The sequence below is a fragment of the Porphyrobacter sp. YT40 genome (genome assembly GCF_006542605.1).
Lineage (GTDB): Bacteria > Pseudomonadota > Alphaproteobacteria > Sphingomonadales > Sphingomonadaceae > Erythrobacter.
Window position 1 is genome coordinate 722,857 of the sequence record NZ_CP041222.1, and the last position, 18,960, is coordinate 741,816.

General features: G+C 67.3%; 19 protein-coding genes. 12 read left to right on the plus strand and 7 right to left on the minus strand.

All coding sequences use genetic code 11. The features are described 5' to 3' along the window. The first annotated feature begins 4 nt into the window (after window positions 1–4). Window positions 5–460, plus strand: coding sequence for a disulfide bond formation protein B (locus E2E27_RS03475; protein ID WP_141457705.1), 456 nt, complete (start codon window positions 5–7; stop codon window positions 458–460). A 23-nt stretch (window positions 461–483) separates the two neighbouring features. Next, the gene (locus E2E27_RS03480; RefSeq protein ID WP_141457706.1) at window positions 484–1,005 is read left to right on the plus strand and encodes a demethoxyubiquinone hydroxylase family protein; all 522 of its coding nucleotides are present in this window, start codon (window positions 484–486) and stop codon (window positions 1,003–1,005) included. 83 nt (window positions 1,006–1,088) lie between these two features. Here the strand turns inward: E2E27_RS03480 and E2E27_RS03485 are convergent, their stop codons facing one another. Then, on the minus strand, window positions 1,089–2,378 hold the full coding sequence (locus tag E2E27_RS03485; RefSeq protein WP_141457707.1) for a nucleotide sugar dehydrogenase: 1,290 nt from the start codon (window positions 2,376–2,378) through the stop codon (window positions 1,089–1,091). A 149-nt stretch (window positions 2,379–2,527) separates the two neighbouring features. Between E2E27_RS03485 and E2E27_RS03490 the strand changes: the two genes are divergently transcribed. Beyond that, a complete protein-coding gene (locus E2E27_RS03490) occupies window positions 2,528–3,082 on the plus strand; it encodes a hypothetical protein (protein ID WP_141457708.1) in 555 nt (184 codons plus the stop codon). Between the two features lie 3 nt (window positions 3,083–3,085). On the opposite strand, the gene E2E27_RS03495 is transcribed toward E2E27_RS03490, so the two are convergent. Genes E2E27_RS03495 through E2E27_RS03510 form a run of 4 tightly spaced genes read right to left on the minus strand, consistent with a single transcriptional unit; the run spans window position 3,086 to window position 6,841 of the window. After that, complete coding sequence (locus E2E27_RS03495; protein WP_141457709.1) at window positions 3,086–4,099, minus strand: NAD-dependent epimerase/dehydratase family protein; 1,014 nt, start codon at window positions 4,097–4,099, stop codon at window positions 3,086–3,088. A 39-nt stretch (window positions 4,100–4,138) separates the two neighbouring features. After that, on the minus strand, window positions 4,139–4,945 hold the full coding sequence (gene fabI, locus E2E27_RS03500; RefSeq protein ID WP_141457710.1) for an enoyl-ACP reductase FabI: 807 nt from the start codon (window positions 4,943–4,945) through the stop codon (window positions 4,139–4,141). Next, window positions 4,946–5,827, minus strand: coding sequence for a YihY/virulence factor BrkB family protein (locus E2E27_RS03505; protein ID WP_141457711.1), 882 nt, complete (start codon window positions 5,825–5,827; stop codon window positions 4,946–4,948). Between the two features lie 18 nt (window positions 5,828–5,845). Then, on the minus strand, window positions 5,846–6,841 hold the full coding sequence (locus E2E27_RS03510) for a DnaJ C-terminal domain-containing protein (protein WP_141457712.1): 996 nt from the start codon (window positions 6,839–6,841) through the stop codon (window positions 5,846–5,848). Between the two features lie 158 nt (window positions 6,842–6,999). On the opposite strand from E2E27_RS03510, the gene pdxH reads away from it, so the two are divergent. Together pdxH and E2E27_RS03520 are read left to right on the plus strand one after the other, a co-directional pair. Further along, window positions 7,000–7,656 (plus strand): pyridoxamine 5'-phosphate oxidase, encoded by a 657-nt coding sequence (pdxH, locus tag E2E27_RS03515; RefSeq protein ID WP_141457713.1) that lies wholly within the window; start codon window positions 7,000–7,002, stop codon window positions 7,654–7,656. A gap of 8 nt (window positions 7,657–7,664) precedes the next feature. Further along, complete coding sequence (locus tag E2E27_RS03520; RefSeq protein WP_141457714.1) at window positions 7,665–8,465, plus strand: PhzF family phenazine biosynthesis protein; 801 nt, start codon at window positions 7,665–7,667, stop codon at window positions 8,463–8,465. 78 nt (window positions 8,466–8,543) lie between these two features. On the opposite strand, the gene E2E27_RS03525 is transcribed toward E2E27_RS03520, so the two are convergent. Further along, window positions 8,544–9,683: a serine hydrolase domain-containing protein gene (locus tag E2E27_RS03525; protein ID WP_141457715.1), complete on the minus strand. Its 1,140-nt coding sequence runs from the start codon at window positions 9,681–9,683 to the stop codon at window positions 8,544–8,546. A gap of 35 nt (window positions 9,684–9,718) precedes the next feature. Between E2E27_RS03525 and E2E27_RS03530 the strand changes: the two genes are divergently transcribed. Then, complete coding sequence (locus E2E27_RS03530) at window positions 9,719–10,069, plus strand: hypothetical protein (RefSeq protein ID WP_141457716.1); 351 nt, start codon at window positions 9,719–9,721, stop codon at window positions 10,067–10,069. 80 nt (window positions 10,070–10,149) lie between these two features. On the opposite strand, the gene mnmA is transcribed toward E2E27_RS03530, so the two are convergent. Further along, window positions 10,150–11,319, minus strand: a complete 1,170-nt coding sequence (mnmA, locus tag E2E27_RS03535) for a tRNA 2-thiouridine(34) synthase MnmA (protein ID WP_141457717.1) — start codon at window positions 11,317–11,319, stop codon at window positions 10,150–10,152. Between the two features lie 139 nt (window positions 11,320–11,458). On the opposite strand from mnmA, the gene E2E27_RS03540 reads away from it, so the two are divergent. The 6 genes from E2E27_RS03540 (at window position 11,459) to E2E27_RS03565 (ending at window position 18,902) form a co-directional block, all read left to right on the plus strand. After that, window positions 11,459–11,854 carry a hypothetical protein gene (locus tag E2E27_RS03540; RefSeq protein WP_141457718.1) on the plus strand — a complete coding sequence of 132 codons (396 nt, stop codon included), beginning with the start codon at window positions 11,459–11,461 and terminating at the stop codon, window positions 11,852–11,854. Further along, window positions 11,851–12,150 (plus strand): CtrA inhibitor SciP, encoded by a 300-nt coding sequence (gene sciP, locus E2E27_RS03545; RefSeq protein WP_141457719.1) that lies wholly within the window; start codon window positions 11,851–11,853, stop codon window positions 12,148–12,150. Before E2E27_RS03540 ends, sciP begins: the two co-directional genes overlap by 4 nt. Before the next feature lie 132 nt (window positions 12,151–12,282). Then, the gene (locus E2E27_RS03550; protein ID WP_141457720.1) at window positions 12,283–12,549 is read left to right on the plus strand and encodes a GlsB/YeaQ/YmgE family stress response membrane protein; all 267 of its coding nucleotides are present in this window, start codon (window positions 12,283–12,285) and stop codon (window positions 12,547–12,549) included. Window positions 12,550–12,739: 190 nt separating this feature from the next. Further along, window positions 12,740–13,930 carry an efflux RND transporter periplasmic adaptor subunit gene (locus E2E27_RS03555; RefSeq protein ID WP_141457721.1) on the plus strand — a complete coding sequence of 397 codons (1,191 nt, stop codon included), beginning with the start codon at window positions 12,740–12,742 and terminating at the stop codon, window positions 13,928–13,930. Between the two features lie 80 nt (window positions 13,931–14,010). Next, window positions 14,011–17,562: an efflux RND transporter permease subunit gene (locus E2E27_RS03560; protein WP_141457722.1), complete on the plus strand. Its 3,552-nt coding sequence runs from the start codon at window positions 14,011–14,013 to the stop codon at window positions 17,560–17,562. Window positions 17,563–17,609: 47 nt separating this feature from the next. After that, on the plus strand, window positions 17,610–18,902 hold the full coding sequence (locus tag E2E27_RS03565; RefSeq protein ID WP_141457723.1) for a DUF445 domain-containing protein: 1,293 nt from the start codon (window positions 17,610–17,612) through the stop codon (window positions 18,900–18,902). The last annotated feature ends 58 nt before the right edge of the window (window positions 18,903–18,960 follow it).

The window sequence follows — 18,960 nt, forward strand, 5'->3', positions numbered from 1 at the left end:
CGCCATGACCGATAATCTGGGGAAGGCCCGCTGGCTGGCGGTGCTGGTGCCGGCGGCGTTGCTGGGCGGGGCCTATCTGTCGCAATACGGCTTTGGCCTCTATCCGTGCGAGATGTGCTGGTGGCAGCGCTACCCGCATTTCGCCGCGCTGGCGCTGGGGCTCGCGGCGTTCTGGCTGAAGCCGCCGCAGGTGTGGACCGTGCTGGCGGGGCTCGCAATCCTCACCTCCGGGCTGATCGGCGGCTTTCACGCCGGGGTCGAATATGGCTGGTGGGAGGGCATCACCGGCTGCTCGGCCCCGCCTTCGGGCACCGATCTGCTCGACTTCAAGGCCGCGCCGCTGATCCGCTGCGATGTCGCCCCGTGGACGCTGTTCGGGATCAGCCTTGCGGGGTTCAATTTCCTGATTTCGAGCCTTTCGGGTGCGGCCATTGTGGCGCTCGCTGCGTATCGTAGGTAAGTGACAGGCAAAGGAGCCCGAAAATGGACCGCCAAGCCCTCCACCGCATGATCCGCGTCGACCAGGCCGGGGAATTCGGCGCGACGCGCATCTACGAAGGCCAGCTCGCCGTGATGGGCGACCGCGGGCCGCATTCCGCCGAAATCCGTCACATGGCGGCGCAGGAGGCCGAGCATCGCAAGAAGTTCGACGCGCTGCTTGCCGAGCGCGGCGTGCGGCCGACTGCCTTGCACCCCTTCTGGTCGGCGGCGGGCTATGTGCTGGGCGCGGGGACGGCGCTGCTCGGCCCCGAGGCAGCGATGGCCTGCACCGCCGCGGTCGAGACCGAGATCGACAAGCACTATTCCGACCAGCTCGAAGCGCTGGAGGCGAGCGGGGCCGATCCGGAACTCGCCGCCATCATCGAGGAATTCCGCGAGGAAGAGCGCGAACACCGCGATTCGGCGCTTGCCAATGGTGCGGAGCGCGCGCCCGCCTATCCGCTGCTGGCGGGCGCGATCCGGCTGGGATGCCGGATTGCGATCAAGGTGAGCGAGAGGATCTAGGAAGGAGCTCGCAGGGACGCGCTGAGCCGGTCGCGCAGCGACGGAAACGCACCGAGGACGCACCCGCGGATGCGGGTGCGCAATCAAAGGCTCCAGTAAACCAGCCCCTCGGGTAACGCCGCCCGATCCAATGCGCTTTTGACGTCCACCAGCACGCCGCCTTTGCGCACCCGCGCCACGAGGGCGGCAGGGTCGGCGAGGTAGGCCGCGTGGTTCACCGCCAGCACCAGCGCATCCAGATCGGCGAGCGCATCGTCGGCGCGCAGCGTGATGCCGTATTCGAGGCGCGCCGCCGCCGGATCGGCGAGGGGGTCGCTCACCAGCGCGTCGATCCCGTATTCGCGCAGTTCGGCGAGGATGTCGGGCACCTTGGAATTGCGGATATCGGGCACGTCCTGCTTGAAGGTCAGCCCCATGACGCCGACCCGCGCGCGGCAGGGGGAGACCCCGCCCGCGATCAGCAGCTTCACCACCTTTTGGGCGATCGCCTGCCCCATGGAGTCGTTGATTCGCCGCCCTGCGAGGATCACCTCGGGCCGGTAGCCCAGCTTCTCCGCCGCTGCCGTGAGGTAGAAGGGATCGACCCCGATGCAGTGCCCGCCGACAAGGCCGGGGGTGAAGGGCAGGAAGTTCCACTTGGTCCCCGCTGCCGCCAGGACGTCGCGCGTGGCGAGGCCCATGCGGTCGAAGATCAGCGCGATCTCGTTCATCAGCGCGATGTTGAGATCGCGCTGGGTGTTCTCGATCACCTTGGCGGCCTCGGCCACCTTGATCGAGGGCGCTTCGTGCAGCCCCGCATCGACCACCGCGCCATAGACTTCGCGCATCCGGGCAAGCGCCGCGGGGCTATCGGCGGCGATGATCTTGGTGATGGTCTCGAGCCGGTGGATGGTGTCGCCGGGGTTGATGCGTTCGGGGCTGTAGCCGAGCGCGAAGTCCGCGCCTTGCACAAGGCCCGAGGCTGCCGCCAGCCACGGTCCGCAGATATCCTCGGTCACGCCGGGGAACACGGTCGATTCGAACACCACCAGCGCGCCTTTCTGCAAGTGCGGGCCGATGGTCTCGCAAGCGCGTTGCAGCGGGGTGAGGTCGGGGCGGCGTTCCTCGGTGATCGGGGTCGGCACGGTGACAATGATGAGGCTCGCCCCCGCCAGCACCGCCGGGTCATCGCTGACGGCAAGGCCGCATGACGCCAGCCTGCTATCGGTGATCTCGCGGGTGCTGTCGCGCCCCGCGCGCAGCTCGGCGATGCGCCGTGCGGCGATGTCGAAGCCGGTCACGACGACGCCCCGCGGCCCCAGCCGTTCGGCCAGCGCCACGGCCACCGGCAGGCCGACATAGCCAAGCCCCACAACTGCGATATTCCCGTCCATCGCGGCAGCGCTTACCTGCAAACCTTTCAAGATTTCGCTAAGTCGGCGGAACCGGCAGGCTTCAGTCGCGGTTCAGCCCTGCCGGACTAGACAAGCCACCCCGGACACGGGCATTGCTGTGCCCCCACCCCGCCAAGGACATTTGCACCATGAAGCGTCTCACCGCCCCTCTCGCTCTCGCCGGCCTCGCCGCCGCCGCTGCCGCCAGCCCGGCCGCCGCGCAGAGCGCCGACGAGAAGATCAACATGGTGATCGCCTATAACGAAAGCGAATGCCCCGTCGCCCAGCCCGGCGAAGTGGTGGTGTGCGAGATCCTGGTCGAGGAGGAGCGCTATCGCATCCCCTCGAACCTGCGCTATTCCGACAATCCGGCCAACCAGTCGCTCGCGCGGCAGGTCGACCAGATCAAATATGTCGGCGATTTCGGCGCGATGAGCTGCTCGCCCGCGGGCGCGGGGGGCTTCACCGGCTGCACCCAGAAATTCGTCGAAGCCTGGGCCAAGGATCGCGAGGAGGCCGATGGCGTGCGTTTCGGCAAGCTGATCGAGGAGGCGCGTCAGGAACGGCTCTCCACCATCGACGCCGATGCCGCCGCCGAACAGGAGCGGGTCGAGATGATCGAGCGCGAATATATGGAGCGGCTCGAGCGCGAGCGGCAGGCCGAACTTCCCGGCGAAGGCGAACTGCCGCCGCCGCCGAAGTAGGTCTCAAACCCCGTAATAATCGCGATACCACGCCACGAACCGCGACACACCTTCGCGAAAGGGGGTCTGCGGAGCATAGCCGGTGAGCGATTCGAGCAGGCTCGCATCGGCCCAAGTCGCGGGGACATCGCCCTGCTGCATCGGCATGAAGTTCTTCACCGCCGCGCGCCCGCATTCGGCCTCGATCGCTTCGACGAAATCCATCAGCCGCACCTTGTCGCCATTGCCGATATTCACGACGCGGTAGGGCGCGACGGGGGAGAGGCTGTCGCCTGCGGAAATGTCGGCAGGCGTATCGGGCCGCACCGGCGCGGCGTCGATCAGCAGGCGGATGCCGCGCACCAGATCGGTGACGTAGGTGAAATCGCGGTACATCTCGCCATCGTTGTAGATATCGATCGGGGTGCCTTCGAGCACGCCCTTGGTGAACTTGAACAGCGCCATGTCGGGCCGCCCCCAGGGCCCGTAGACCGTGAAGAAGCGGAACATCGTCGTCGGCAGGTTCCAGAGGTGTGCGTAGGAATGCGCCATCGCCTCGTTCGCCTTCTTGGTCGCGGCGTAGAGCGTCAGCGGGGTATCGACCTTCTGGAGTTCGTCGAAGGGCATTTGCTCGTTCGCGCCATAGACCGACGAGGTGGACGCCATCAGCAGGTGATTGACACCCAGCTCGCGCGCGCATTCCATCACGTTGAAGGTGCCGACCAGATTGGCGTCGATATAGGCGCGCGGGTTCTCAAGCGAGTAGCGCACCCCCGCCTGCGCGGCGAGGTGGACGATCACGTCGGGCTGCTCCGCCAGCGCGAGCGCGTGAAGGGTGTCGAAATCCTCCAGCATCCCCTCGGTGCAGGCAAAGTGCGGATGTTGCAGCAGCATCTGGTGCCGCCGCTGCTTGATCCGCACGTCGTAATAGTCCGTCATGCCGTCATAGCCGACGACGCGGAAACCCTCCTCCAGCAGCAGTTGCGAGAGGTGGAAGCCGATGAACCCGGCCGAGCCGGTGACGAGAACTGTGCGCATGGCCGCGCTCCTTACGCCGAAGCGTTTAAGAAAGTCGCCCTAGGACAGCGCAATGTCCGGCGCGTCTTCCTGCTTCATTCCGACGACATGGTAGCCCGCATCGACATGATGCGTCTCCCCGGTGACGCCGGATGAAAGGTCCGACAGCAGATAGAGCCCCGCGCCGCCGACATCGTCGATCGTGACATTGCGGCGCAGCGGTGCGTTGTATTCGTTCCACTTGAGGATGTAGCGGAAATCGCCGATCCCGCTCGCCGCGAGGGTCTTGATCGGCCCGGCGCTGATCGCGTTGACGCGGATATTGCGCGGGCCGAGATCGTTGGCGAGATACTTCACGCTCGTCTCCAGCGCCGCCTTGGCCACGCCCATGACGTTGTAATGCGGCACGACCTTCTCGGCGCCGTAATAGCTCAGCGTCAGGATCGCGCCGCCGCTTTCGGGCATCATCGCGCTCGCGCGCTGGGCGATCGCGACCAGCGAATAGGCCGAGATGTTCATCGTCATCAGGAAGTTGTCGAGGCTGGTGTCGACATAGAGCCCGCGCAGCTCGTTCTTGTCGGAAAAGCCGATCGCGTGGACCACGAAGTCGAGGCTGTCCCAGCGCTCTTTTAGGGCGGCGAACGCGGCATCGAGCGATTCCATGCTCGACACGTCGCATTCGAAGGTGAAATCGCTCCCCAGCTGCGCCGCGAGCGGGATCACGCGCTTGCCCAGCGCTTCACCCTGATAGGAAAAGGCGAGCTCGGCCCCATGCTCGGCGAGCTTCTTCGCAATCCCCCAGGCCAGCGACTTGTCGTTGGCGAGCCCCATGATGAGGCCGCGCTTGCCTGCCATCAATCCGTCCATCTACGCATTCTCCTTGGGCTGCTCCGCCCGTTCGGCCGCTTCGTGAGCCAGCGCCGCATTCAATTCCGCGCCGATAACCACGCCCAGCCCGACAAGCCAGAAAAACAGCAGCGTCACCATACTCCCGGCAAGGCTGCCATAGGTCAGATCATAGGTGAAGACCGAGCGCAGCACCACCGGCAGCGCCGCCGCGACGGCGAGCCACCACAGCGTCGTGAACAGCGCGCCGGGCCACTTGGGCCATTGCCGCCCACGATAGGACTTGGGTGTCAGCGTCACGAACAGCACCCACAGTGAGGCGGCAAGGCCGAGACCCGGAACGATCCGCGACAGCCGCAGCGCGCCGATCCACTTGCCCAATTGCGGCAGCACCGCCTGGATCACCTCCTGCGCGCCGCCGATCAGCACCTGTGCGAAGAGCGAGAGCATCAGCACCACCACCGCGCCGAGAATCAGCCCCGCCGAAACCAGCCGTTTCTGCCAGAAGGTGCGCCCGGTCTTGGTGTGGTAGGCGCGCCGCAGGATGTCGCGGATCGTCTCGACCAGGCTCGACACGGTCCACAGGCCGACCGCCGCGCCCACCCACAGCAGCCAGCCCGAGCGCGCATAGATCACCGTCTCGGCCACCGGCACGATCACCGAGGCGACCGAATCCGGCATGGCGCGCGCGACCGAGAAGACCAGTGTCTGCGCATTGTCGCGCCCGCCGATCAAATCGAACAGCGCCGCCCCGAGGATGAAGAAGGGGAAGATCGCGAGCATCGACAGATAGGCGAGGTTGCCCGCGTGGATGAAGCCATCGTTGAAGGTGTCGATCGCCACGCGTCGCACCACCCGTCCGGCGTGACGGAGACGGGGTTCGCTGGTGAGACGGGCAAGCATCAGGTCTTTCGTCGGCCGCTAGAGGCCGAATTTCTCGCGCGGGCGGGCCGGGTCGATCCAGCCTTCGAGCCGGGTTTCCAGCGCGGCGAGATCGGCGGGAAGCTGGATTTCGATATTCACCAGCTGGTCGCCGCGTTCGTGCTTGCCGTCGACCAGCTTGCCATTCTTCTTCGTCCAGCCCTTGCCCGCCAGCCGCAACACCGTGCCGCCCGAGGTGCCGGGCTTGATCGTCAGCATCACTGCGCCGTCCACCGTCGGGCACTTGACCTTGGCCCCGCGCACCGCCTCGTCGAGCGTGACAGGCAGGTCCATGCGGATATTGTCGCCCTCGCGCCGGAAGAACGGGTGGGAGCCGACTTCGACCATCACGATCCCGTCGCCATTGCCGCCCGGCCCCGGATGGCCCTTGTCCTTGAGGCGCATCATCGTGCCGTCCTCGACCCCGGCGGGGAGCTTCAGGTTGATCGCCTTGCCGTCGGCCAGCGTGATGCGCTGATCGCGCCCGGCGGCGGCGTCGACGAAAGGCACGGCGAGCCGGTACTGGATATCCGCGCCACGCTTGGGCGGAGGCGGGGGTGGTTGCCGCCCGAAGCCGCGCCGCGCCGCGCCCGCTTGTGGGTTCTTGCGGCCGCCGAACAGGCCTTCGAACAGATCGCCCAGATCGACATCGTCCGCGCCGAACCCGGCGAAATCGGCTGGATTCGGCCCCGGCCCGCCGCCCGGCCCTGCACCATAGGTGCCCCCGCGGCCATAACCGGGCCGCCCGCCCATTCCGGCGAAGGGATTGGCGGGGTTGCCGTCCCCGTCAATCTCGCCCCGGTCGAACTGCGCGCGCTTGGCCTTGTCGCTCAGCAGATCGTAGGCGCGGGTGGCATCGGAGAATTTCTCCGCCGCCTTGGGATTGTCCTTGTTGCGATCGGGATGCAGCTCCTTGGCGAGCTTGCGATAGGCGCTCTTGATGTCCGCTTCCGACGCGGTGCGGGGGACGCCGAGAATGGAATAGGGATCGCGCATGGTGAGTTAGCTAGGTGAGACAGCGCGGCTGCGCAAGGTGGCGCTGGCTGCAAGGCACGGGCGCGCACTCTTTCAGGACAGGCGGCCCATGCGGATTGCGCCTTTCCGCAGGCTCCGCGCGTAGCTAAGGCGGCAACCGACCCGAGGAGCCTTTGCCGATGTCCGACACCACCCCGCTCGACGATGCCCAGCTCGCCGATTCGGTGATCCCCGAAGGCGCCGATCCCTTCGACCTGTTCGAGGAATGGTTCGCCGCTGCGCAGGTGGGGGAGATCAACGATCCCAACGCCATGGCGCTCGCCACGGCGACGGCGGATGCCGCGCCTTCGGTGCGGATGGTGCTGCTGAAGGGCCACGGCAAGGACGAGATGGCGGGCGGCGGCTTCACCTTCTTCACCAATGCCGAAAGCCGCAAAGGCGCGCAGATCCGTGCCAATATGCAGGCCGCGCTGCTGTTCCACTGGAAAAGCCTGCGCCGCCAGATCCGCATCGAAGGCCCGCTGACCGAGGTCTCGCCCGAGCGGGCCGACGCCTATTTCCACTCGCGCCCCTACAAGAGCCAGGTCGGCAGCGCCGCCAGCGACCAGTCGCGCCCCTTGCCCGAGCGCCAGACCTATCTCGACCGGGTGCAGGAATTGTGGGCCGCCCACGAGGATGAGGGCAAGGTGCCGCGCCCGCCGCACTGGACCGGCTTCACGCTCTCCCCGCGCCGGATCGAGTTCTGGATCGACCGCGACAACCGGCTCCACGACCGCCGGGAATTTGTGCGCGACAGCGCCGATGCGCCGTGGTCGGGCACGCTCCTTTACCCGTGAGGAAGACCATGCAGATACCCTATTGGCACGTCGATGCCTTCGCCGCCCGGCCCTTCGGCGGCAATCAGGCGGCGGTGATGGTGCTGGACGAATGGCTGCCCGACGATGTGCTGGTGCGGATCGGGGGCGAGAACCTCTTCGCCGAAACCGCCTTCGTGGTGCGCGATGCCACCGGAGAGGCCGACTGGGAGCTGCGCTGGTGCACGCCGACCTATGAAATCGCGCTGTGCGGCCATGCGACGCTGGCGAGCGGGCACGTGCTGCTGACGCGGGACGCCGAGGGCCAGGGGCTTGAGCGGGTTACCTTCCGCACCCGCCAGTCGGGCATCCTCGAAGTCGTGCGGGCGGGGGAGGGCTATGAGCTTGCGCTTCCCACGATCCAGACCGCGCCGGGCGATTACCCCGAAGCGGTGGCGCTGCTCGGCGCGGAGCCGCTGGAAGTGTGGCGCAACGACAGCCGCTACAATGTCTTCCTGTTCGAGGACGAGGCGGCGATCCGCGCGCTCGATCCCGACATCCGCGGGCTGGGCAAGCTCGGCACCGACCAGTTCATCTGCACCGCACCGGGCGACACAACCGACATTGTAAGCCGCGTCTTCGTGCCGGGCGGCGGGGTGGACGAGGATTCGGTCACCGGATCGGCCCATGCGGTGCTCACGCCGTTCTGGGCGAAGCGGCTGGGGCGGACAAGCTTCACCGCGCATCAGGCGAGCACACGCGGCGGCGATCTTACGCTGCGGCTGGAAGGCGACAAGGCGTGGCTTGGCGGGCCCTGCGTGACGGTGGTCGAGGGAACATTCCACCTGTGATCCCCCGCGCAGGCGGGGGTCTCAGGCGACGGCGCACAACGGCACGAGGCCCCCGCCTGCGCGGGGGATCACGGGCGTTCACCTCTCCGGATAAAGCTCCAGCACGTCCGCCGCTTGCTGCAACATCGGCGGGCGCTCGGCCGAATCTGAATGGCCGAGCCGCACCAGAGTCACGCGCTGTTCCGGCGAGACCAGCACATATTGCCCCATATGCCCGATCAGCGAGAACAGGCTCTCGGGCGCGCGGTCGGGGAACAGTGGCTGGTCCTCGCCTTGCGCCAGCGGGCGGTTGAGCCAGATTTGGAAGCCGTAATTGGCGCGCGCCGGGCTGGGCGTCACCATCGCTTCGACCCAGCGGACGGGGACGAGCTGCTCGCCCCCCGGTGCGCGGCCCTTCAGCCGCAGGAACTCGCCGAATTTCGCCCAGTCGCGCGCGGTGGCGTGCATCAGGCTGCCGCCGATCAGCGTGCCGCTGGCGTCGAATTCGGGCACCATGCTTGTCATTCCCAGCGGACCGAACAGTCTGATGCGGAGATAATCCGCCACCGCCTTGCGCCGCGCTTCGGGCTTGTTGCTGGTCGTCAGCGCGCGCGCGGCGATATCGGCGAGGATCACGGTGGTGTTGCTCGAATATTCGAACTGCTTGCCCGGCTCGGCCTCAAGCGGTTGTTCCTCCGCCCACTTGGCCATGTCGTCACGCCCGTCGAGGAACAGCATCCGCACCTCGGCGCTCTCGTAGGGCGGATCGCCCGCTTCGGTGTGGCGCAGCCCGCTGCGCATCTGGAGCAGCTGGCGCAGCGTGATCTCCGCGCGCGGATCGCCGGGGCGCTGCCACAGCGGCACCGGCGCGGGCGCATCGAGCGCGAGCTTGCCGTCGGCGACCAGCATGCCGATCAGCACCGCGGTGACGGTCTTGGCCATCGACCAGCTGACGAAGCGCGTGTCCTTGTCATAGCCCTCGCCATAACGCTCGGCGGCGAGCTTGCCGTTTGCCATCACCACCACCGCGCGGGTTTCGCCGAGGCCGGGGAGGGTGAAGAGATCGTCGATCTGGCGCGCAAGCTGGTCGCGCGGGGCGCCCGCATCGTCGGTAACGGCGGCGAGCGCGGCTTCGGTCAGGGGTGCTTCGGCCGGCGGCGGGGAACCGCAGGCGGCGAGCAACAGCAGGACTGGCGCGGGCAGGATCGCGCGATTAAGGACGGCGGCTGGCAGGGTCATCCCGCCCCCAATTCCCGATGGACGAAGGCTTGGCAATGGCGAAATCACCCCGCACCCCCGCGAAGGGCCGCACGCGCTGGGGCCTGTGGCTGCTGGCCATCCTCGCGCTGGTCGTGGGCGCTACCGTATGGGCCTTCCGCACGCCGATCACCGGCTATGGCAGCACCGCTGCGGCCTATTCGGCGCGGGTGGCCTGTTCGTGCCGCTTCGTCGCCGGCCGCAGCCTCAAGGATTGCACCAGGGACAAGCTCGCCGGGATGGAGGCCGTCACCCTGCGCGACGATCCCGAAGCCAAGAGCGTCACCGCCCGCTTCCCACTGGTGGCCGAGGCCACCGCGACCTACCGCGAGGGTTACGGCTGCGTGCTGGAGCCGTGGGAGGGATGAGGCGCGCGCCAAGTGCAATGTTTCACGTGAAACATTGCACTTGAGCGCGCCTAAACGCGTCTTCGGCCCGACAAGCCGCGTTAAGCTTCGACCTTCTCGGTCGAATCGATCCAGCCGCCGCCGATTACCCGGTCGCCGGCATAGATCACCGCCGCCTGACCGGGGGCGACGCCGAACTCCGGCTCGGCGAAGCGGATCGTGACCGCCGCACCGTCTCCCAGATCACCTTCCAGCGTCACCGGCACCGGCTTGGCGAGGCTGCGCACCTTCGCGGTTAGCGGCGCGTCGGGCACCGGCCCGATGCGGTTGGTTTCGGTAATGCGGGCTGCGTTCACCGCCAGCATCCGCTTGGGCCCGACGCGCACTTCACGGGAGAGCGCATCGAGGCCGATGACATAGAGCGGTTCGGGCTGGCCGCCGATTTCGAGGCCCTTCCTCTGGCCCACGGTGAAGTGGACGATGCCCTTGTGTTCGCCCAGCTTTTCGCCGCTCGCCGCGTGAACGATCGCGCCCGGTGCCGCGCCTTCAGGGCGCACCTTGGTGACGATCTTGGCGTAATTGCCATCGGGCACGAAACAGATGTCCTGCGAATCCGGCTTGGCCGCGTTCCGCAAGGCAGCCGCCTCGGCCAGCGCGCGCACCTGCGGCTTGGGCATCCCGCCCAGCGGGAAGCGCAGATAATCGAGCTGCGCTTCGGTGGTGCCGTAGAGAAAATAGGACTGATCGCGCGCGGGATCGAAGGCGCGGTGCAGCTCGACCCCGTCCGCGCCGACAACGCGGCGGACATAGTGCCCGGTCGCCAGACAATCCGCGCCCAGCTCGCGCGCCATGCGGAACAGGTCGGTGAACTTGGGCCCCATGTTGCAGCGGATGCAGGGCACCGGCGTGCGCCCGGCGAGATATTCGTCGGCGAATTGTTCGACCACGTCTTCGCGGAAGGCGCTTTCATGGTCGAAGACGTAATGCGCGATGCCCAGCCGGTCGGCCACCGCGCGCGCGTCACGGATGTCGTCGCCCGCGCAGCACGCGCCCTTGCGGCCCGTCGCCGCGCCGTAATCGTAAAGCTGGAGCGTGATGCCGATCACCTCGGCCCCGCTGGCATGGGCGAGGGCGGCGACCACCGAGGAATCGACCCCGCCGCTCATCGCGACGACGATGCGGCAGTCGCTGGCGGCGCGCGGCAGATCGAACAGCGCGGCAGCATCGGCCGGGGCCATCAAGCCGGTTTCGAGGAGAGCGGGGGTTTCCATGGGCGGCGCGCCCTATAGCGCCTCCGCCCGCGCTTCGCCAGTCTTGCCCCCGAAGCGTGAAACAGCCGCCCGGACTTCCCCGGGGACGAAGTAAATCGCGAGTTTACCGGATTTTGACGGTCGTGCGGTATCAGGACGGATGATGTTCGAGAAAGCCAATACTTTCAACGCCTCCGCCGGCTCCGCGCCGGGAGACGAGCGGCTCGCCACCCGCCCGTTGCGGCGCCCGGGTGAAGCGCTGCGCGCGCTGGAGTGGAGCGAGCTCACTTCGCGCCTCAATGCGGCGCGCGATCTCAGGCTGCTGCTGCGCACCGAATCGCAGGCGCCGATCGAAGCGGTCGCCGCCAGCTTTGGCGATGCGGCGGCAAGTTACTTCGCGCTTCTCGATGATAGCGAAGAGGGCGTTAACCCTGATGCTTTAGGGCAATCTAAAGTCTTGGGTGCCACACCTCGGGCCAGCAATGCGAACCGCGCCGACACGGCGACAGGCGAAAACGCCGATCCGTGCCGGAGCGATGCGAGAGACAGACGATGATTGAAAACCAGGATATCCGCCCCGCCCAGGTGATCGGCCCGCTCGGCGAGCCGCTGACGCTGGCCGACCTGCCCTCGCCGGCGACCAAGCGCTGGGTGGTGCGGCGCAAGGCCGAGGTGGTGGCCGCGGTGAGCGGCGGGTTGCTGACGCTCGACGAAGCGCTGGCGCGTTACAGCCTCACGCTGGAGGAATTCGCCTCGTGGCAGCGCGCGGTCGACCGTTCGGGCATGCACGGCCTGCGCGTCACCAAGATCCAGCACTACCGCGACCTCTACGAGCGCCAGCTCAAGTACTGATTCCCAATTCCGTTCATCCCACGCCCGGCCCGTCTCGCCCGTAAGGCGTTGCGGGCCGTCGGCGTTTCGCGGCAACCGTGGCCCACATGCCCGGCGCAACCACGCAGCCGGGCGATTACGGAGAACACGGAAATGGGATGGATTATCGCTTTGATCGTCGGCGGGATTGCCGGCTGGCTCGCCAGCCTCATCATGAAGCGCGACGCTTCTATGGGGATTTTGCTCAACATCGTGGTCGGCTGTGTCGGCTCGGTGATCGGCAACCTGATCGCCGGGCCCCTGCTCGGGATCGGCGGCAGCGTGCAGGAATTCTCGCTTCGAGGGTTGCTGATCGCGGTGCTGGGCGCGGTGGTGCTGCTGGGGATCTTCAACCTGATCCAGCGCGGGCGGGTGCGCTAAGCCAACCCCGCCAGCCGTTCCCACAGCCGCCGATGGCCCGCGCCTTTCGTCTAGGCTGAAAGTCATCGGTCGATGCGCGCATTGCCGTGCAACGCCTGACCATCTATCAGGCGTTGCACTTGGTGACTTATGCGAATAATACACTCGGGCCGGGGCGCAGCGCGTCTCCGGTCCGTGTGAGGGAACGGCGATGAATTACGAGACGACCATCAGGGCAGAAGCCGCCGACGGGGTGACCGCCGAATATGCCGGTGCGCGCACGCTTGCCGCGCCTGCCATCCCGCGCTGGCTGATCCTCGGCGGGTTGGGCGTGTTCGGCCTGCTGCTGGCGATCGCCGCGTGGTTCGCGCTGGCCGGCGGGGAGCCAGTAGCGGTCGATGACGACAACGCCCAGGCCCCCTCCGTCACCGTGGTATCCCCCGGCCGGACGATGGTTGCCGGGCTGATCGAAGCGCCCGGCACGCTCGCCGCGCGCCGCCCAATGCCGGTCGGCGTGGTGGGCGAGGGCGGACAGGTGCTGCGCGTCACGGTGGATGCGGGTGACTGGGTGCAGCAGGGCCAGGTGCTGGCGGTGATCGACCGTTCGGTGCAGGTCCAGCAGGCCGAAGCGCAGTCCGCCCAGATCGAGGTCGCGCGCGCCGATGCCAATCTGGCGCAGGCCAATCTCGACCGCGCGCTGCAACTGGTCGAGCGCGGCTTCGTCTCCAAGGCCGATGTCGACCGGCTGACCGCAACCCGCGATGCCGCCGCCGCGCGCGTCCGGGTGGCGCAGGCGCAGCTTGGCGAATTGCGCGCGCGCAACGAGCGGCTCAACATCTACGCCCCGGCCTCCGGCTATGTGCTGGCCCGCAATGTCGAGCCCGGACAGACGGTCGGCGGGGGCAGCCCGCCGCTGTTCACCATCGCCAGCGGGGGCGAGATGGAAATGCTCGCGCAGGTTTCGGAAGAACAGCTCGCCAAGCTCTCGGTGGGCACCATGGCGACGATCGTGCCGACCGGCTCGGACAAGGAATATTCGGGGCAGGTCTGGCAGGTCTCTCCGGTGATTGACGGCACCACCCGGCAGGGCACCGCGCGCATCGCGCTGAGCTTCGCGCCCGAACTGCGCCCCGGCGGCTTTGCCACGGCGCGGCTGAACAGCGGCAGCTTCAGCGCGACCGTGCTGCCCGAAAGCGCGGTGCTGGCCGACAGCGAGGGCAGCTTCGTCTATGTCGTGGGCCCGGACAACAAGGCGGTGCGCCGCGCGGTGAAGACCGGCGCGGTCACGCCCGATGGCCTCGCCATTACCGAGGGTCTCAACGGCAGCGAGCGCGTGGTGCTGCGCGCCGGCGGGTTCCTCAACCCTGGCGAAACCGTCAACCCGCAACCGCTCAAGAAGTAAAAGGCGTCCATCCCCCGCGCGCTGCGGCGCGTCACTGACGGGGCAAGCAGCAAGACCGGCGCGCAACAGGCAGGAATATCATGGCTCTCAAGGACATCTCGGCCTGGTCGATCCGCAATCCGGTGATTCCGCTGGTGGCCTTCACGATCCTGCTGTTCGCGGGGATCGTCAGCTTCCTGCGGATGGATGTGACCAACAATCCCGACGTCGAATTCCCGGCGGTGATGGTCAACATTTCGCAGCCCGGCGCCTCGCCGACCGAGATCGAGAACCAGATCACCCAGCGGGTCGAAGCGTCGCTGCGGTCGATTGCCGGGGTCAATTCGCTGCAATCGACCGCGCGCGAAGGCTCTTCGCAGACCTTCGTGGAATTCGAGATCGGCACCAACCTGATTGAGGCGGTGAGCGAAGTCGAAACCGCGATCAACGACGTGCGCGGCAGCCTGCCCGACGGCATTCTCGAGCCGCAGGTGCGCAAGGTCAATGTGGTGGGCGAGCCGATCGGCTATGTCGCGGTCGAGGCCGACGACATGACGGTGGAACAGCTCAGCTGGTTCATCGACGACACCGTCGCCAAGCGCCTGCTCAAGATCAATGGCATGGCCGAGGTCAACCGCTTCGGCGGGGTCGACCGGCAGATCGAGGTGATCCTCGATCCGGCCAAGATGCAGGCCTTCGGCGTCACCGCCTCGCAGATCAACGCGGTGCTGCGCCAGAGCAATCTCGATGCCGCGGGCGGCCTCGCCGAGATCGGCGGCACGCGGCAATCGCTGCGCGTCCTGGGCAATTCCGACACCGCCTATCAGCTCTCGCAGACCCAGATCCAGCTGGGCGGCGGGCGCTCGGTGCGGCTGGCCGACATCGCCAAGGTGCGCGACGGCTTTTCCGAACGCACCTCGATCAGCGAAGTGAACGGACAGGAAGTCGTCAACTTCGCCATGAGCCGCGCGCGCGGGGCTTCCGACCTTACGGTCTATGACGCCGCGCTCGAGGAGATGGACAAGATCGAGGCCGAAAACCCCGGCGTGAAGTTCATCAAGCTGTCGACCAGCACGACCTACACCCGCGGCCAGTACAAGTCGTCGATGTGGGCGCTGGTCGAAGGCGCGGTGCTCGCGGTGGTGGTGGTGTTCATCTTCCTGCGCGACTGGCGGGCGACTTTCATCAGCGCGGTGGCGATCCCGCTGTCGGCGATCCCGACCTTCTTCTTCATGGATTACCTCGGGTTCAACCTCAACTTCCTGTCGCTGCTGGCGCTGGCGCTGGTGGCGGGGGTGCTGGTCGACGATGCGATCGTGGAGATCGAGAACATCGTCAGACACATGCGCATGGGCAAGACCGCCTATCAGGCGAGTATCGACGCCGCCGACGAGATCGGCTTGCCGGTGGTCGCCACCAGTTTCTGCATCGTCGCGGTGTTTCTCCCCGTGGGCCTGATGCCGGGCGTGTCGGGGCAGTTCTTCCAGAATTTCGGGATCACCGTGGTGATCGCGGTGCTGATGAGCCTCGCGGTCGCGCGCATGCTGACCCCGCTGATGGCGGCCTATTTCCTCAAGGCCAAGGGTCACGCCGAGCACGGCGGCGGTCCGGCGCTCGATCTCTATATGCGGGTGCTGGCCTGGACGCTGGATACCGGACGCATGGTGGCCCGCCGTACCGGGCTCACCGGCCCGCGCCACCGCGCCTTCTATGTCCTTGGCATGCTGCTGGTGGTACTGGTGCTGCTGATCGTGCCCGCGCTGACCATGTTCGAACTGGCGAACGGTTCGGTCTCCGGCGCGATTGCCGAAGGCGCAGGCGCGGCGCCGCCGTGGAAGGGCCTGCTGGGGCTCGACGTGCACAAGCAGATCGCCGCCGCGGTCGAAGCCGACACCAATGCTGCGGCCAACTGGATGGTCGCCAAGCTGTTCGAAGTGGTGCTGGTGCTGCTGGTCTCGCTGCTGTCGTTCCTCGCCGCGCTCGCCACCTTCAAGCTCATCGAAGCGCCTTCGGGCGGGCAAAGCCGGCTTGGCCAGAGCCTGCGCTGGATGACCGCGCGCTTCTACGACCACCGCATCTGGATGGTGGGGATCGGCTGGTTCTCCTTCCTCGTCACGATCCTGCTGTTCGGCCAGATTCCCGGCCAGTTCCAGCCGACCATCGATGACGAGAACAGCCGGGTCGAAATCGAGATGGTGCCCGGCACCACGCTCGCCCAGACCAAGCGGGTGGTCAACGGCGTCGCCGCGCGGTTGCGCGAGGAACCCGAGGTTGAACGCCTGCTCGAGCGCATCCGGCTGGGTGAGACCTCGTCGATCTTCGTCAAGCTGCGCGAGGATCGCCAGCGGACCTCGATCGAGTTCGAGCGCGAACTGGCGCCGGACCTCGCCAAGATTCCCGACGCGCGCGTGCGCTTCCAGTCGCAAAGCGGCGGGTTCGGCTCGGGCCGCGACATGACGGTGATGCTGGCCGGCAGCGATCCGGCGCTGCTCGATCAGACCGCGACTCGGTTGGTCGAGGAGATGAAGGGCCTCAAATCGCTGGTCGCCCCGCGCATCAGCGCGGACTTGAACCGCCCGGAAATCATCATCACCCCGCGCGACAAGATCGCCGCCGACCTCGGCATCACCACCGCCGCGCTGTCGCAGACGATCCGCATCGCCACGCTGGGCGAGATCGAGCAGAATGCCGCGCGCTTCTCGCTGTCGGACCGCCAGATCCCGATCGTGGTGCGCCTGTCGGAAGCAGCGCGCACCGATTTCCGCACGATCGAGAACATCCCGGTGCCGCTGCCGGGCGGTGGCTCGGTGCCGCTCAGCCGGGTGGCCGACATCAGCTTCGGCTCGGGCCCGACCGCGATCCAGCGCTATAACCAGAACCGCCGCGTGCTGGTGGGGGCCGACCTTGCCGCAGGCGTGCTCAAGGGCGAGGCGCAGGCGCAGATCGATGCCTTGCCGGTGCTGCAAGACCTCCCGGTCGGCGTGATCCGCGACGTGGTGGGCGAGGAAGAATGGCAGGCCGAGCTGATCACCAACCTGATCATCGCGATCTTCGCCGGGTTCGGCCTCGTCTTCTCGGTGCTGGTGCTGCTCTACAAGCGGCTGATGAGCCCGCTGGTCAACATGACCTCGCTGCTGCTCGCGCCGCTGGGCGGTATCCTGCTGATCTGGCTGTTGGGCCAACCCAACTCCATGCCGGTCTATATCGGCATCCTGTTGCTGCTGGGGATCGTGTCGAAGAACTCGATCCTGCTGATCGACTTCGCGATCGAGGAGATGAACAAGGGCGTGGGCAAGCTCGATGCGATTCTCGACGCCGGGCACAAGCGCGCCCAGCCGATCGTGATGACCACCGTGGCGATGACCGCGGGGATGGTGCCGGTGGCGCTGTCGCTCTCGGGCGACGGGGCGTGGCGTCAGCCGATGGGCATCGTGGTGATCGGCGGGCTGGTGCTCTCCACACTGCTGACGCTGCTGATCGTGCCCGCGGGCTTCAGCCTCGCGGACGGGCTGGAAAAGCGCGTCGGCCCGTGGCTGCGCGCCAAGATGCTGACCTACAAGCCGGGCGACGAGCATGGCCAGCAGGAACCTGCGCCCGGCCCCGCCTTCCCCGGTCTCGGCAAGCCCGCACCGGGCCACGAGCCGGCCGAGTGACAGTCAGGGCGTGACGGACGGGCCTTTCGTGGGCTAAGGCCGAATCGATGGCGAAGCGTCCCTCCGTGCCCCTGACCCTCGGCGGCCAGCCCCTGACCGTCGACCGTGCGCGGCGGATGCGGATCGCCGCGACCGCGATGCTCGCCGCGATGGCGGTGATCTTCATCGCCACCCACGGCCTCGCCATGACCGGGCACCCCGCCTGGGGCTATGTCAACGCCTTTGCCGAAGCCGCGATGGTCGGCGGATTGGCCGACTGGTTCGCGGTGACGGCGCTGTTCCGCCACCCGCTCGGCCTACCGATCCCGCACACCGCGATCATCCCCGAAAACAAGGACCGCATCGCCGACACGATGGCGGCCTTCCTGCGCGAGAACTTCCTGACCCCGGCGGTGGTCGCGCGGCGCATGGCGGGGATGAATGTCGCCAAGGCCGCAGGCGAGTTCCTGATGGCCTCGCCCGAGCGCGGGGGAATGGACGAACGCTCGCGCATCACCTCGGGCGCGGCGGAATTGCTGGCCGAGGTGCTCGAAAGCCTCGACCCCGACCGGCTCGGCACGCAGGTGCGTTCCGGCCTTGCGGGCCAGCTCGCCAAGCTCGACATCGCCCCGCTCGCGGGCCGGATGATCGAGACCACCATGGCCGACAAGCGCCACCAGCCGCTGATCGACGGCTTCGTGCGATGGGCGGGCCTCACCATCGAGGACAACGAGGATACGCTGCGCGACATCATCCACCAGCGCGTGGCGGGCGTGCTGCGCTGGGCCGGGATCGACAAGACCATCTCCTCCAGCGTGCTCGACGGGCTCTACAAGCTGCTCGCCGAGGTGCTGGTAAACCCCGATCACCCCCTGCGCGGCAAGATCGAGGAAGGCCTCGCCAAGCTGGGGCAGGACCTGCAGCACGATCCCGAAACCCGCGCCAAGGTCGAGCACATGAAGCGCGACCTGATCGCCAATCCCGCAGTCGCGGTGTGGTGGACCGGGGTGTGGGAACGCATCCGCCGCTCGCTCATCACGCGCGCGCGCGATCCCGAAAGCGGGATGGGTGAGGAAATGCGTAACATGCTTGCCGAGCTTGGCCAGGCGCTTCAGCAGGACGTGCGCCTGCAGCTCCAGATCAACCGCTTCGCGCGCCGCACCATGGTCGGCGTGGCGACCCGCTATGGCGACCAGATCGTGCGGCTGGTGTCGGAGACGGTGCGGCGCTGGGATGCGCAGACCATCACCGACCGGGTCGAGGGCGCGGTGGGCCGCGATCTCCAGTTCATCCGCATCAACGGCACGCTGGTGGGCGGGCTGGTGGGGATGACGCTGCACTTCATCGTCAGCTTCCTGTGAACCCGATGCCCCGGACTCGCATGGCTTTGCGCGTTCTGGAATCCGCCAAGTTGTGATA

Bases quoted from the DNA above. Each gene is read 5' to 3' on its own strand.
- E2E27_RS03475 (WP_141457705.1), top strand. From the start codon at position 5: ATGACCGATAATCTGGGGAAGGCCCGCTGGCTGGCGGTGCTGGTGCCG.
- E2E27_RS03480 (WP_141457706.1), top strand. From the start codon at position 484: ATGGACCGCCAAGCCCTCCACCGCATGATCCGCGTCGACCAGGCCGGG.
- E2E27_RS03485 (WP_141457707.1), bottom strand. From the start codon at position 2,378: ATGGACGGGAATATCGCAGTTGTGGGGCTTGGCTATGTCGGCCTGCCG.
- E2E27_RS03490 (WP_141457708.1), top strand. From the start codon at position 2,528: ATGAAGCGTCTCACCGCCCCTCTCGCTCTCGCCGGCCTCGCCGCCGCC.
- E2E27_RS03495 (WP_141457709.1), bottom strand. From the start codon at position 4,099: ATGCGCACAGTTCTCGTCACCGGCTCGGCCGGGTTCATCGGCTTCCAC.
- fabI (WP_141457710.1), bottom strand. From the start codon at position 4,945: ATGGACGGATTGATGGCAGGCAAGCGCGGCCTCATCATGGGGCTCGCC.
- E2E27_RS03505 (WP_141457711.1), bottom strand. From the start codon at position 5,827: ATGCTTGCCCGTCTCACCAGCGAACCCCGTCTCCGTCACGCCGGACGG.
- E2E27_RS03510 (WP_141457712.1), bottom strand. From the start codon at position 6,841: ATGCGCGATCCCTATTCCATTCTCGGCGTCCCCCGCACCGCGTCGGAA.
- pdxH (WP_141457713.1), top strand. From the start codon at position 7,000: ATGTCCGACACCACCCCGCTCGACGATGCCCAGCTCGCCGATTCGGTG.
- E2E27_RS03520 (WP_141457714.1), top strand. From the start codon at position 7,665: ATGCAGATACCCTATTGGCACGTCGATGCCTTCGCCGCCCGGCCCTTC.
- E2E27_RS03525 (WP_141457715.1), bottom strand. From the start codon at position 9,683: ATGACCCTGCCAGCCGCCGTCCTTAATCGCGCGATCCTGCCCGCGCCA.
- E2E27_RS03530 (WP_141457716.1), top strand. From the start codon at position 9,719: ATGGCGAAATCACCCCGCACCCCCGCGAAGGGCCGCACGCGCTGGGGC.
- mnmA (WP_141457717.1), bottom strand. From the start codon at position 11,319: ATGGAAACCCCCGCTCTCCTCGAAACCGGCTTGATGGCCCCGGCCGAT.
- E2E27_RS03540 (WP_141457718.1), top strand. From the start codon at position 11,459: ATGATGTTCGAGAAAGCCAATACTTTCAACGCCTCCGCCGGCTCCGCG.
- sciP (WP_141457719.1), top strand. From the start codon at position 11,851: ATGATTGAAAACCAGGATATCCGCCCCGCCCAGGTGATCGGCCCGCTC.
- E2E27_RS03550 (WP_141457720.1), top strand. From the start codon at position 12,283: ATGGGATGGATTATCGCTTTGATCGTCGGCGGGATTGCCGGCTGGCTC.
- E2E27_RS03555 (WP_141457721.1), top strand. From the start codon at position 12,740: ATGAATTACGAGACGACCATCAGGGCAGAAGCCGCCGACGGGGTGACC.
- E2E27_RS03560 (WP_141457722.1), top strand. From the start codon at position 14,011: ATGGCTCTCAAGGACATCTCGGCCTGGTCGATCCGCAATCCGGTGATT.
- E2E27_RS03565 (WP_141457723.1), top strand. From the start codon at position 17,610: ATGGCGAAGCGTCCCTCCGTGCCCCTGACCCTCGGCGGCCAGCCCCTG.